Below are 13,449 nucleotides of genomic sequence, written 5' to 3'. Positions count from 1 at the left end.
GTCCCCGGCGGGCCGCCCACCCCGCGCATTCGGGAACGAATCGATCAGCCGAAGGTGACAGGGCGTCCGTCTCGACCGTCTTGACTCGCGAGTTACCCGCTTGTCCCGTCGATCGATAGGCTCTGCGCGAACAACGGCAGGGATGTGGGGTCACCGATGGACAAGCATCCGGTTTCCGGCGAGCCCTCGGGGCCGCGGGAGACACCCGGACCGCTGGAGAGGCACGAGTCGACCGGGTACAGCAGCCCGGTCCCGCAGGACGACTCCGGCCTCCGGGAGCCGGGCACCCGGGACCCGTCGGAGCCCCACGCCGCCCCGGCCGAGTCGTCCTGGTTCGGCCCCGGCCCGCAGGATCCCCCCGCCCCCAGGGTGAGCGGCGAGTCCTCCTGGTTCCAGGCGTCCGCCGACCCCGCACCACCCGCACCGGCCGGCGAGCCGCCGGAGTCCGGGCCATCGGCCTTCGGGACCCCAGAAGGCGGGCTCCCAGGAGGCGGGACCCCAGGAGGCGGGACGTCGGGCGGTGAAACGCCTGGCGGTGAAATCCCAGGCAGTGGGACGCCAGGTAGCGGGGTGTTCGGGGCCGGGCTTCCGGCGGAGGATACGACGTGGGTCTCCGAGGTGCCGGGGTCCGGCATGCCGACCATGCCGGAAATGTCGTACGCGCCAGGCTCGCTCGCCGAGGCCGGGATGGACCCCGAGCGGGGACTGCCGCCGGAAGCGGGGACGCTCGGGGCGCCGCCTGAGGTCGGGGCGTTCTCCGGGCAGGGACTTCCCCCCGAAGCGGAGCTGCCACCCGTGCCCGGGGCGGGTGGGGTGCCGCCTGAGGTCGGGATGTCCTCCGGGCAGGGACTTCCCCCCGAAGCGGAGCTGCCACCCGTGCCCGAGGCGGGGATGCCCGGAGCGGTCGCCTCCGGTGCCGGGGACTCCGTGCCTGGAGGGGCGGGGCCCGGTGAGCAGGGGGCCGGGGGGGCGGGGGCCGCCGGAGAGGCGAAGGGGGCGGACGAAGGGCCGAGGGCGAGCCGGGTCACCACCGCGCTGCTCGCCGTCGCGCTGGTGCTGGTGGTCGTGGTCACCGGCGTGCTGGGTACCGTCGCCGTCCTGATGACCACCAATCCCGACTCCCTGCCCGGCGCCGCCCGGCCCACGCGGCTGGCCGTACCCATCTGGTTCGCCCCGGTGACCGGCACCCAGCCGGCGCCGTGCCCCGGCGTGGAGGCGATACTCGACGAGGCGGGCACGACGTGCTACCTCGTCGCCAGGGGGGTCAAGGTGACCGCCGTGCACAAGGTCGAGACGGTCAGGGACCAGAACGGCGGGTACGCGGTGCGCGTCGCGCTGCCCGACCCGTTCGGCGAGCAGGTCCGCACGCTCACCCAGGAGGAGGTGCGGCAGCAGATCGTCATCGCCGCGGGGACGAAGGTCGTGGCCGCCCCCACGGTCGAGCAGGCGATCACGCAGGACAGCCTCAGCATCTCGGGCTCCTTCACCAAGGAGCGGGCCGACGCCCTCGTCGCCCAGCTCCTCGGCGGCGCCGTCACCGGCGTGGGCACCCCCGGCCCGGGCACCGCCCCGCCGACCTGCGCCCCGCCCGGCCCCTGCCCGACCACCTCCGCCACCGTCGGCGACCCGCCGGTCGGCCAGCCCTCCGGCCAACAGCCCCCGGCGGGACAGCCGACCGCCGGAGCGCCCACCGCGGGCACGTCCACGCCCCCGCCCGGCACCGGCGGCACCGGCGGCACCGGCGCCCCGTCCGGCCCGGTCACGACCGGCGCGCCGCAGGCGGGCACGACGAGATCCCCCGTCACCGGCGTCGTGGGCAACCCCCAGCCGGGCACGGACGACACGGACCCCCTGTACGACACCTGCGCACAGGCCAACGCCGCCGGCTACGGCCCCTACTACAAGGAGACCCACCCCGAGTACGCCCACTACGGCGACCCCGACAACGACGGCGTCGCCTGCGAACCGACCTGAGCACCCGCCCGCTTCCACCCGAGCCGGGTCGGCGACGGGGTCAGGGCAGAGCGATGTCCTGGGGGCGGATGGGGACGCGGGGGAGAGGTCTGCCGGTGGCTGCGCGGACGGCGGCGGCGATGGCGGGGGTGGAGGAGAGCGTCGGCGGCTCGCCCGCCCCGCGCAGCCCGTACGGCGCCGCCGGGTCGGCGTTCTCCAGGATGGACATCCGCATCGGCGGCATGTCCAGGATCGTGGGGATCAGGTAGTCGGTGAACGACGGGTTGCGCACCCGGCCGTCCACCACCTGGACCTCCTCCATCAGCGCCAGCCCGAGCCCCTGCGCCGAGCCGCCGTGGATCTGTCCCTCCAGGGCCAGCAGGTTCAGCACCCTGCCCACGTCCTGCACGGCCGCCAGCTCCACCACCTTCACCAGGCCGAGCTCCACGTCCACGTCCACCACCGCGCGGTGCACGCACAACGCGAGCTGGGTGTGCGAGTCGCCCTGGCCGGTCAGCGGGTCCATCGGCCGGGTGGGCCGGTGGCGGTACTCGCGGGTCTCCTCCAGGGGCCCGAACCGCTCGACCAGCTCGGCGGGGGACAGGCCGGGATGCCCGGCGGCGAGCTCGCGGAACCGTTCCCGCACGGCTTCGCACGCCGTCTTGACCGCTCCGCCGGTCATGTAGGACTGCCGGGAGGCGGAGGAGGAGCCGGCCGAACCGACGGAGGTGTCCGCGGGCACGAGGGTGACCTCTTCGACGCCCAGCTCGGCCAGCTCGGTGCGGGCGATCTGGGCCTGCACCGTGACCAGCCCCTGGCCGACCTCGGCGGCGGCGGTGTGCACCAGCGCGTGCGGCCCATCGGGCGTCGCCTCCACCCGCACCCTGGCCGTCGAATAGTCGTCGAAGCCCTCGGAGAAGCAGATGTTCTTGATGCCCACGCCGTAGCCCACGCCCCGCCGCACCCCCTCGCCCCTGGTGGTCTGGGAGACGCCGCCGGGCAGGTCGCGCAGGTCGGAGCCGGTGCCGGTGGTGGCGGGCAGCGGGAAGGACTCCAGCTCGGTCAGCATGTCGGCGAGCGGCGCGGGCGCGTCGATGAGCTGGCCGGTGATCAGATGGGAGCCCTGGGAGACGGCGTTGCGCCGGCGGATCTCCACCGGCGACAGCCCGCACGCCTCCGCGAGCAGGTCCATCTGCGACTCGTAGGCGAAGCACGCCTGCACCGCGCCGAACCCGCGCATCGCGCCGCAGGGCGGGTTGTTCGTGTAGACGCCGTAGGCGTCGACGGCGACGTTGCCCACCTCGTACGGCCCGACGCCCAGCGAGGCGGCGTTGCCGACCACGGCGGGGGAGGAGGAGCAGTAGGCCCCGCCGTCGAGCAGGATCTCGGCCTTCACGTAGACGAGCCGGCCGTCGCGGGTCGCGCCGTGCTCGTACCGCATCCGGGCGGGATGGCGGTGCACGTGCCCGAAGAACGACTCCTCCCTGCCGTAGACGATCTTCACGGGGCGGCCGGTGCGCAGGGCCAGCATGCAGGCGTGGACCTGCATAGACAGGTCCTCGCGGGCTCCGAAGGCGCCGCCGACCCCGGCCAGCGTCAGGCGTACCTTCTCCGCCGGCAGGCCGAGGCAGGGCGCGATCTGGTCGCGGTCCACGTGCAGCCACTGGGTGGCGATGTACAGGTCCACGCCGCCGTCCTCGGCGGGCACGGCGAGGCCGGACTCCGGGCCGAGGAACGCCTGGTCCTGCATGCCCACCTCGTACTCGCCGGACACCACCACGGGCGCCTCGAACACCGAGCCGGTCCGCACCGGCTGGTGGCGCAGCACGTTGCCCTCCTCGTGCACCCGCGGGCAGGCCGGGTCGAACGCCGCCCGCCGCGCGTCGGTGACCGCCTCGGTCACCTCGTAGTCCACGACGATCGCCGCCGCCGCCCGTCGCGCCCGCTCCGGATGGTCGGCCGCGACCAGCGCCACCGGCTCACCCTGGTAGCGCACCCGGTCCACGGCCAGCACCGGCTGGTGGCGGCGTTCCAGCCCGTAGAACGGGTCGCCCGGCACGTCCTCGTGGGTGAGGACGGCGAGCACGCCGGGCATGGCGAGGGCCGGGCCCACGTCGATCGAGCGGATCAGGGCCGACGGGTGCGGGCTGCGCAGTGTCGCCCCCCACACCATGTCGTCGAGCCACAGGTCCGAGGAGTAGGCGAACTCGCCGGTCACCTTGAGGACCCCGTCCGGACGCGGTGCGCTCTGGCCGATGCCCTGGGCGCTGCGGGCGCCCTCGGCGGCGCGGGTGTCGATGCCGGTCACACCGGCAGTACATCAGCCCGTGCGACCTGGGCCTATGGGCCGCCCGATGAAACCCCGCGGCACACCGGCGGCCGACTTGTAGGTTGCTCCAAATGCGGGCGGGTTAGGCTGGGTTGTGCGTATACGCGATCTGGTGGCCGTCGACGAGTTGCGGCTCTCCGTGCTGGCCGGCGGTGAGCACCTCGACCGCGAGTTCACCGCCGTCTACGTCACCGACCTGCCCGACCCGGCCCGATACCTGTCCGGCGGGGAGCTCGTGCTCACCGGGCTCATGTGGCGGCAGGAACCGGCCGACTCCGAGCGGTTCGCCGACGCGATGGTGGCCTGCGGGGTCGCCGCGGTGGGCGCGGGCCAGGCCCGGCTCGGCGTCATCCCCGACGACCTCGTGGCGGCCTGCCGGGCGCGCGGCCTGCCGCTGCTCGCCGTGCCGACCGAGGTGTCCTTCAAGACGGTGAGCGAGGTGCTCGGCGCGCGGCTCGCGCTGGACGTCCGCGACGCGCTCGGCCGTCACCGCCGGATCGTGGCCGCGGTCGCCGAGGGGACCGGGCTGGCGGAGCTCTTCGCGCTCACCGTCCGCGAGCTGGGCGTGCACGGCATGGTGCTGTCCGCCACCGGCGAACCGGTCACCGGCTCCCTGCCCGGCGCGCCGCTCAGACGGCTGGCCAGGGAGTACCTCGCGGCCCCCCGGCTGCCCCACCTGGTACGGCTGCCCGAGGGCGTCTACACCCTCTTCGGCGTCAGCAGATCCCACCGGGCCGCCGGATGGGCGCTGGCCTGCGCGGGCGACCTGCTGGAGAAGGCGGATGTCGGCTACGAGCTGGCCGCCTGCGTGGCGCTGGAGCGCACCAGGATGGAGGAGGGACGCAGGGTCGAGCGCAGGCTCGCCGAGGAGCTGATCGGCGTGGCGTGCGCGGGCGGGGAGGCGGCCGAGCTGGCGGCGCGGCTGCGCACCTGCGGGATCGACGCGGCGGAGCCGTACGTGGTGCTGAGCGCGGGGGCGGCGCGGCCGGCGGCGACCCGCGGTCCCGACCCGGCCAGCCTCGGCGGCCAGATCGTGGAGGAGCTCCTCGGCCACCGGGTCGTGGCGCCCGCCGGCGCGGACGGCGCGCTCGCCCTGGTGCCGCTCAGAGAGGCCGGGGCCCTGCTGGCGAGGGCGGCGGGAAGCGGCGCTGGAGGGGTGCCGGGAGACGGTGCTGGAGGGGTGCCGGGAGACGGCGCGGGAAAGGTGCCGGGGGACGGCGCTGGAGGGGTGGCGCGGGACGGCGCGGAGGGGCTGGCCGGGCTGCTGCGCGACGGCGTGGCGACGCTGGCCGCCGGGGTGCCCGCGATGCGGGTGTCGATCGGGGTGAGCGGCGCGCTGGAGGGCGCCGCGGCCCTGCGCGGCGGGATCGAGGAGGCCAGGCACGCCAGGCGGCTGGCCGAGGCACGCGAGGGAGGGGTGGTGACCAGCGACGAAATCTACACCCACACCCTGCTTCTCGCGACGGTTCCCGACGATGTTCGCCGGTCCTTCGCCTCCCGGTTACTCGATCCGCTGTTCGACTACGATCGCCGGCATTCCTCCGAACTGGTGCGAACGCTCGGCACGTTCCTTGAGTGTGCGGGCTCATGGAACGCCTGTGCCGAGCGCATGCACGTTCATGTGAATACGGTGCGGTACCGGATTCGGCGGGTTGAAGATCTTACTGGGCGCGATCTTTCAACCATGACCGATCGTGTCGATTTTTACTTGGCGCTCCGGGCAACCTAGCAGCACATTGGTACATCGAGTTGCTGCAGGGGGCGCGCTACGGCTTCCGCCGCCGTAGCATTAGCCCCGACGGCAAATGCGGCCGCCATCATCACGGCTAGAGCAGACAGGGTCAGGCGTCGACGCATGGTAAGGCTCCAGTCACTGGTCTTTGTTCGACGACATTGTTCCAAGGGGTTCCGGTGAGTCAAGATCTAGTGGGCCAGCGCATCAAAACGATCCGCCGCCAACGTGGCCTATCACAGGCCCAGCTCGCTCATCCGGAGCTGTCGGACAGCTATGTATCTCTTATCGAGAGCGGGAAGCGAACGCCAACTCAGGCGGTGCTCGAATTGCTCGCGGTGAAGCTCGACTGCTCTCTCAGCTATCTTCTCAACGGGGTGACCGCCGAGCAGATGCTGGAGCTGGAGCTGGAGCTCGGCTACGCCCGCATGGCCCTGGAGAACGGCGAGGTGAGCGAGGCCCGCCGGCGCTACACCGAGCTGGTCGCCGACAACAGCCTCGTCGGGCTCGCCCCGCTGCGGCAGGACGCGGAGTTCGGCCTGGCCCTCGCCATGGAGGCATGCGGCGATCTCGACGCCGCGGTCGCCACGCTGAACGGCCTGCGCGCCTCGGCCGGCGACTCCATGACGCCGGAGCGCCAGATCGCGGTGGTCATCGCCCTGTCCCGGTGCTACCGGGAGCGCGGCGACCTCGCCGCCGCCGTCCAGGTCGGCGAGCAGATCCTGACCGGCCCGGCCCGCCCCGCCTGGACCGACGAGCTGGTCGAGCTGGGCGCCACCCTGCTCGGCGCCTACGTGTCGCGGGGCGACCTGCTGCGCGCCAGGCAGTTCTCCGCGGAGCTGCTGGCCGCCGCCGACCTGCTCGGCACCCCGCGTGCCACGGTCGCGGCCTGCTGGAACGCCGCCATCGTGGCCGAGGTCACCGGACAGGGCGACGAGTCGCTGACCCTCGCCGCGCGGGCGCTCGCCGTGCACTCCGAGAACGGCGAGCCGCGCAACCTCGCCCGGGTCCGGCTGGCCTACACCATGCTGCGGCTGCGGATCAAGCCCGCGGAGGCGGCGAGCTGCCGCGAGGCGCTGTTGCGCTCGCAGCGTGAGCTGGCCGAGTCCTCGGCGAGCATCGCCGACCGCGCCCGGTGCGAGCTGGGGCTGGCCAAGGCGGAGTTCATTCTGGGCAATCTCGAAGAAGTCGTGCGCCACGCGGCCACCGCGCGCGAGCTGGTCCCCACCAGTACGAACGCGCTGGACGTCGACGCCCACCTCCTGCTGGCCGGCGCGCAGGCGGGACTCGGCCGGAGCCTCGACGCCAAGGAGGCGATCGGCACCGTCAAGCACTCCCTGGAGAGCGTCACGCCGGCCGGTCGCGCCGCCGAGGGCTGGCGGGCCGTGGCCGAGGTGCTGGGCAAGCTCGACGAGCGCAGGGCGAGCGTGGACGCCTACCAGCGGGCCTTGACCAGCGCCGGTCTCTAGCCCGGCACCCGCGTCTCTGGTCCGGCACCCGCGTCTCTGGTCCGGCACCCGTGCGCGGCGCCGCCCGCTCCCCGCGGAGTGGGCGGCGCCGCGCCCAGGGGTGGCGCGAGGTCCGGACCGGGGGCAGGCGTCGGTAGCCTTGGGGGTGTCATGAAGACTTCCCCGATCGGCGCCGTGCTCGCGCTCCTCGCCGCACTCTCCCTGCTTCCCCTCCTCGCCACCCCGGCCCTCGCCCACGACTCGCTCAAGCGCAGCGACCCCGCGAAGAACGCGCAGGTGCCGAGCGTGGACAAGGTCACGCTGGAGTTCTCGGCGCATGTGACCTTCCCCGCGGTCGTGGTCACCGGGGCCGGCGGCGACCGGCACGAGAGCGGCAGGCCCGAGGTCGACGGCCCGGTGGTGACCCAGGAGCTCGACGGGCCGCTGCCTCCGGGGAAGTACACCGTCGCCTACCGGATCGTCTCCTCCGACGGCCACCCGGTGGAGGGCGAGATCCCCTTCACCGTCGTCGGATCGTCCGCCGGGCCGGCCCCCGCGGCGGCCATCACGCCGTCCGCGGGCAACCCCCCGCCCGCCGCCGGTAACGCCCCGGCGGTCACGCCGGTCTCCGGCGAGGAGCAGGACGGCGGCCTGCCCGGCTGGCTGTGGATCGTGGTCGGCGCCCTCATCGGGATCGGGATCGGAATGTTCTTCAGCCTGAGAAACAAGAAGCGGTGACCAGAAGCGCGCGTCTGGCGCTCGCCGCGGTGGCCGCCGCAGTCGCGGCCCTGATCGCCGCGATGTTCCTCGGTGGCGCCGCCACCCCCCGCATCATCCCCGGCCTGCCCGACGAGGGCACCCTCACCCGGTGGGCCCTGCCGCTGTCCAAGATGGGCATGGACGGCACCGGCGTGCTCACCGTCGGCCTGCTGCTGGCGGCCACCGCCCTGCTGCCCAGCGACAAGGGCCTGCTCGGCAAGGCCGCGCTCGGCTACGTGAAGGCCGCCTCCTGGACCGCGCTCGCCTGGGCCGCCTTCAGCGGGCTCACGATGCTGTTCACCCTGTCGGAGGTGCTCGGCCTGCCGGTGAGCGAGGTGCTCGGCGGCAACGAGCTGACCAGCTTCGCCAGCCAGGTCTCCCAGGGCATCGCGCTCACCCTGGTGGTGCTGTTCGCGGTGGCGATCGCGCTGTTCTCCCGCGGGGCGATCACCGTGGGGGCCGCCGGCGGCCTGCTCGTGCTGGCCCTGGCCACGCTGCTGCCGCCCGCGCTCACCGGCCACTCCGCCTCCTCGCCCAACCACTCGATGGCCACCAGCGGCGTCGCCCTGCACCTGATCGTGCTCGCGCTGTGGGTGGGCGGCCTCGCGGTGCTCTGCGCGCACGCGCTGCTGAAGCGCCCGCAACTGGACATCGCCGCGGCGCGCTTCTCCCGGATGGCGCTGTGGTGCTACATCGGGCTCGGCCTGACCGGCCTGTTCAGCGTGCTGGCCAGGCTCTCCTACGTCTCCGAGGTGTTCACCACCCCCTACGGCCTCCTGGTCCTGGCCAAGACCGCGCTGTTCGCGGTGCTCGGCGTGCTCGGCTGGTGGCACCGGCGGCGCACCCTGCCCGCCCTGGAGAAGGGCGGTCAGGGCGCGTTCCTGCGGCTGGCCTCGGGCGAGATCGTGGTCATGGCCGCGGCCATGGGCGTCGCGGTGGCCCTGGCACGGACCGCCCCGCCGGTGGTGACGCTGCCCGCCGACCGCGCCTTCGAGCTGCTCGGCTACCCGGTCCCGCCGCCGATCTCGCTGGCCAACCTGGTCTCCCTGTGGTGGTTCGACCTGTTCTTCGGGCTCATCGCGGTGCTCCTGGGCGGCCTGTACCTCGCCGGCGTCGTCCGGCTGCGGCGGCGCGGCGACTCCTGGCCGCCCGGCCGTACCGTCGCCTGGCTCGTCGGCGTGGTCATCCTGGTGATCGCCACCCAGAGCGGCGTCTCCCGCTACGCGCAGGTGCTCTTCAGCGTGCACATGGTCGAGCACATGACGCTGTCCATGCTGGTGCCGATCTTCCTGGTGCTCGGCGCGCCGGTGACGCTCGCGCTGCGCGCGCTCAGGCCCGCGGCGCGGCGCGGTGACCGGGGGCCGCGCGAGTGGATCACCGTGATCCTGCACAGCAGGGTCGTCCGGGTCCTCGCCCACCCGATCGTCGCCACGGCGATCTTCATCGTGTCGACCTACGCGCTGTACTTCACGCCGCTGTTCGCCGCGGCGATGGAAGAGCACCTCGGGCACATCACGATGACCCTGCACTTCCTGCTCAGCGGCTCGCTGTTCTTCTGGATCATCATCGGGGTGGACCCGGCGCCGTTCAAGCTGCCGCACGTCGGGCGGCTGGTCACGCTCTTCGTCACGATGCCCTTCCACGCGTTCTTCGGCATCGCGCTGATGATGATGAGCACCGTCCTCGCCGCCGACTGGTACGACCAGCTCGGCCGTACCTGGGGGGCCTCGCAGGTGGCCGACCAGCAGGCGGGCGGCGCCATCGCCTGGGGGTTCGGGGAGATCCCGACGCTGATCGTGCTCATCGCGCTGTCCATCCAGTGGTGGCAGGACGACTCGCGCAAGGCGCGGACCGCCGACCGCAGGGCCGACGCGATCGCGGCCCGCTCCGGCGGCACCGGCGACGCCAACCTCGACGCCTACAACGACTACCTCGCCGAGCTGAACAGGAGGGACCGGGGGGCCGCGGATCGCGCGGAGTAGCCCGTTGGCTACGGATCACTATCCTTCCGCCGAATCGCGGCTGGCCGCCGGGTAATCTTGCCGTTGGGGGACAGGAGCATCGGTAACACGGCGTCGCTCGCGGTGCGTCGTCCTGTGATCTTCGGTGGCGTCGGCCGGGAGCGATGTTCGCTCGCAGCAAGCGGCGATGCCCTCGGTGCTCAGAAAGGCGTGGACGCTGTGGTCGAGAATACGCGTATGCGCGGGGGGCGGAGCCTGGCCGAGGCGCTGGAGGACACGCTGACCCGCTGGTCGCGGGACACCGGCATCACGGTCGAGACGTGGGCACTGCCGGAGGGCAACGTCCCGCCGCAGGTCACCCGCGCGGTGATGGCCGCGTTCGGCGAGGCGCTGTCCAACGTGGAGCGGCACAGCGGGGCGCACCTGGTGTCGGTCGCCGTCACGCTGTCCCGCTCCGGGCTGCGGATGACGGTCAGCGACGACGGCCAGGGCTTCATCGACCAGGCCACCGGCCGCGGCATCGACGCGATGCGCGCCGCCTTCGCCGAGCTGGGCGGCACGCTCAGCGTGACCGGCACGCTCGGCGCGGGCACCACCGTCACCGGCGTGATCCCCCACCTGTCCGGCCGCTGAGCCCGCGGCCCGGGGGCACAGCCCGGGTTCACGGCCTGGGGTTCACGGCCTGGGGTTCACTGCGCGGGGTTCACGGCAGGGTGAGGACCTCGTGGCCCGAGTCGGTGACCAGGATGGTGTGCTCGAACTGCGCGGTCCGCCGGCGGTCCTTGGTCACGGCGGTCCAGCCGTCGGGCCAGATGTCGTACTCGATCGTGCCCAGGGTGAGCATCGGCTCGATGGTGAACGTCATGCCCGGCACCAGCGTCACGTCCAGCGACGGATCGTCGTAGTGCGGCACGATGAGCCCGGAGTGGAACGTCGTGCCGATCCCGTGACCGGTGAAGTCGCGGACGACCCCGTAGCCGAACCGCTTGGCGTACGCCTCGATCACCCGGCCCACGACGTTGAGCCGGCGGCCGGGCGCGACCGCCTTGATGGCCCGGTTGGTCGCCTCCCTGGTGCGCTCGACGAGCAGCCTGGACTCCTCGTCCACGTCGCCGACCAGGAAGGTGGCGTCGGTGTCGCCGTGCACGCCGCCGATGAAGGCGGTGATGTCGATGTTGACGATGTCGCCGTCGCGCAGCACCGTGTCGTCCGGGATGCCGTGGCAGATCACCTCGTTGATCGAGGTGCACAGCGACTTGGGATAGCCGCGGTAGCCCAGCGTGCTCGGATAGGCGCCGTGGTCGCACAGGAACTCGTGGCCGACGCGGTCGAGCTCGTCGGTGGTGACACCGGGCGCGACGTGCCTGCCGACCTCTTCCAGCGCCTGGCCCGCGAGCCTGCCCGCGACGCGCATCAGCTCGATGAGCTCGGGAGACTTGACATCGGGCTCGCCGGTGCGGGGCGACTTCTTTCCGACGTACTCCGGCCGCTGGATGTGGGCGGGGACCTTGCGGGTGGGCGAGATCCGCCCAGGCTGGAGGAGTGTCGTCATGCGGCAAGTCTATTGCGCCCCGGGGCGGGCAGGATTGAGCCGTGACCGGTGACTGGTGGTTCTGCCTGAAGCACATGCGTGTCGAGCCCGACGAGGGCTGCCCCAACAAGGATCGCATGGGCCCCTACGAGACGCGTGAGGCCGCGGCCGACGCCCTGAAGACGGCGGCCGAGCGCAACAAGGCGTGGCGGTCCGGGGACAAGGACTGGGACGGAGACTAGACCGCGAGATCCCTCAACCGCCGTCCCGGCGGGCAGTGGCCGTGCACCGACGCCGCCCGTCAACTGCCGTCCCGGCGAGCAGCGGCGTTCACCGATGCCGTCCGTCAACCGCCGTCCCGGCGGGCAGCGGCGTTCGGCGGCCCGCCCGTCAGTCCGGCACGTGCGGGCCGCTGACCTGGTCGAGGAGGCGGGCGAGGCGGGCGCGCAGGCCGCGCGGGGTGGCCCTGGCGGGCTCGGCCGCGGCGGCGCCGACGAGGTGCTGTGCGCCGTCGAAGGAGAGCGGGGCGCGCTCGGGGACCGTGAGGGCGTCGTGCGCGAGCCCTTCCAGCTCGGGGTCGCCGCCGTCCAGGGCGAGGATGGTGGCCCCGATGCGCCGCGCGTCGTCCACCCGTTCCAGCAGCGGCACCGGAGCCCGCCGCTCGGCCACGACGAAGAGCGTCTCGCCGCGGCGCGCCTCCCGCAGCCGCTCCATGCCGACGCTCAGGTGCCGCGGCGCCCCGGCCGGCACCGACCAGCGGACCAGGGTGGGCGTGAGCTGCGGCAGCCCGGCCAGCCGCGCCTCCTCGTCCAGGTGCGCGGTGAGGTGCCAGGGCTCCTCCTCGGGCGTGCCGACCAGGAGCAGGCCGCCGGGCGAGCGGGTCGCGCGCAGCGCCAGCCCGAACTCCCGGGTGCGCTCCACCCAGCCGGTGGGAGCCAGCACCTCGCGCAGCAGGGCCACCGAGGAAGCGTCCATGCGCTCCATCGTGCCCCAGCGACCCCGGTATCGTCCGGTGTTCCGACGGCTGGCATGATCTGGCCGTGTCAGGTCGGTCGCGGCTGAAGGGGAGTGGAGCGTGACGGAGAACGCCATCGAGGGCGTGACCCTGGGGATTCTCGGGGGCACGGGCGATCAGGGCAAGGGCCTGGCACGCAGGTTCGCCCTGGCGGGACAGCGGGTGCTGATCGGCTCGCGCAGCGCCGAGCGCGCGCAGGAGGCGGCCGACTCGCTCGGCCTGGACGTCGGGGGCGCGGGCAACGCCGAGGTGGCCGCCGAGGCCGACATCGTGATCGTCGCCGTGCCGTGGGAGGGCCACAAGGCGACCCTGGAGTCGCTGCGCGAGCAGCTGGCCGGCAAGATCGTGATCGACTGCGTCAACCCGTTGGGCTTCGACAAGCAGGGCGCCTACGCGCTGCCGGTCGAGGAGGGCAGCGCCGCCCAGCAGGCCGCCGCCGTGCTCCCGGACAGCAGGGTCGTCGCCGCCTTCCACCACGTCTCGGCCGTGCTGCTGCTCGACCCGGAGGTCGAGCGGGTGGAGCTCGACGTGCTGGTGCTCGGCGACGACCGCGAGGCCACCGACACCGTGCAGGCGCTGGCCGGCCGCATCCCCGGCGTCCGCGGCATCTACGGCGGGCGGCTGCGCAACGCCCACCAGGTCGAGGCGTTCACCGCCAACCTGATCTCCATCAACCGCCGCTACAAGGCGCACGCCGGATTCCGGGTCACCGACGTCTGAC

Annotated in this window: 10 protein-coding genes and 1 pseudogene; 8 read left to right on the top strand and 3 right to left on the bottom strand. The window is 73.3% G+C overall.

Annotated features, from left to right (window positions below; all coding sequences use genetic code 11):
• The first annotated feature begins 651 nt into the window (after positions 1 to 651).
• Positions 652 to 1,974, top strand: a complete 1,323-nt coding sequence (locus tag QSK26_RS28245) for an excalibur calcium-binding domain-containing protein (protein WP_285778306.1) — start codon at positions 652 to 654, stop codon at positions 1,972 to 1,974.
• 40 nt (positions 1,975 to 2,014) lie between these two features.
• Here the strand turns inward: QSK26_RS28245 and QSK26_RS28240 are convergent, their stop codons facing one another.
• Entirely contained in the window at positions 2,015 to 4,261 is a 2,247-nt protein-coding gene (locus tag QSK26_RS28240) for a xanthine dehydrogenase family protein molybdopterin-binding subunit (protein ID WP_285778305.1), read from the bottom strand.
• A gap of 115 nt (positions 4,262 to 4,376) precedes the next feature.
• Between QSK26_RS28240 and QSK26_RS28235 the strand changes: the two genes are divergently transcribed.
• From QSK26_RS28235 to QSK26_RS28215, 5 genes are all read left to right on the top strand, one after another.
• Entirely contained in the window at positions 4,377 to 6,011 is a 1,635-nt protein-coding gene (locus QSK26_RS28235) for a PucR family transcriptional regulator (RefSeq protein WP_285778304.1), read from the top strand.
• A 182-nt stretch (positions 6,012 to 6,193) separates the two neighbouring features.
• Positions 6,194 to 7,483, top strand: coding sequence for a helix-turn-helix domain-containing protein (locus QSK26_RS28230; protein WP_285778303.1), 1,290 nt, complete (start codon positions 6,194 to 6,196; stop codon positions 7,481 to 7,483).
• A gap of 150 nt (positions 7,484 to 7,633) precedes the next feature.
• Complete coding sequence (locus QSK26_RS28225; protein ID WP_285778302.1) at positions 7,634 to 8,200, top strand: copper resistance CopC family protein; 567 nt, start codon at positions 7,634 to 7,636, stop codon at positions 8,198 to 8,200.
• Entirely contained in the window at positions 8,197 to 10,203 is a 2,007-nt protein-coding gene (locus tag QSK26_RS28220; protein WP_285778301.1) for a bifunctional copper resistance protein CopD/cytochrome c oxidase assembly protein, read from the top strand. Before QSK26_RS28225 ends, QSK26_RS28220 begins: the two co-directional genes overlap by 4 nt.
• A gap of 216 nt (positions 10,204 to 10,419) precedes the next feature.
• The gene (locus tag QSK26_RS28215; protein ID WP_285778300.1) at positions 10,420 to 10,815 is read left to right on the top strand and encodes a sensor histidine kinase; all 396 of its coding nucleotides are present in this window, start codon (positions 10,420 to 10,422) and stop codon (positions 10,813 to 10,815) included.
• A gap of 70 nt (positions 10,816 to 10,885) precedes the next feature.
• On the opposite strand, the gene map is transcribed toward QSK26_RS28215, so the two are convergent.
• Positions 10,886 to 11,734 carry a type I methionyl aminopeptidase gene (gene map, locus QSK26_RS28210; protein WP_285778299.1) on the bottom strand — a complete coding sequence of 283 codons (849 nt, stop codon included), beginning with the start codon at positions 11,732 to 11,734 and terminating at the stop codon, positions 10,886 to 10,888.
• Positions 11,735 to 11,775: 41 nt separating this feature from the next.
• On the opposite strand from map, the gene QSK26_RS28205 reads away from it, so the two are divergent.
• Positions 11,776 to 11,955 carry a hypothetical protein gene (locus tag QSK26_RS28205; RefSeq protein ID WP_285778298.1) on the top strand — a complete coding sequence of 60 codons (180 nt, stop codon included), beginning with the start codon at positions 11,776 to 11,778 and terminating at the stop codon, positions 11,953 to 11,955.
• Positions 11,956 to 12,103: 148 nt separating this feature from the next.
• Here QSK26_RS28205 and QSK26_RS28200 read toward each other — a convergent pair whose 3' ends face one another.
• Entirely contained in the window at positions 12,104 to 12,688 is a 585-nt protein-coding gene (locus QSK26_RS28200) for a hypothetical protein (RefSeq protein WP_285778297.1), read from the bottom strand.
• A gap of 94 nt (positions 12,689 to 12,782) precedes the next feature.
• On the opposite strand from QSK26_RS28200, the pseudogene npdG reads away from it, so the two are divergent.
• A pseudogene (npdG, locus tag QSK26_RS28195) lies at positions 12,783 to 13,448 on the top strand (NADPH-dependent F420 reductase); the annotation flags it as partial.
• Between the last annotated feature and the right edge of the window lies 1 nt (position 13,449).

Source organism: Microtetraspora sp. NBRC 13810 (genome assembly GCF_030268685.1).
Taxonomy (GTDB): Bacteria; Actinomycetota; Actinomycetes; order Streptosporangiales; family Streptosporangiaceae; genus BSRQ01.
Note: the sequence above shows the minus strand (reverse complement) of the source record. Positions and strands in the feature narration are given on the sequence as shown.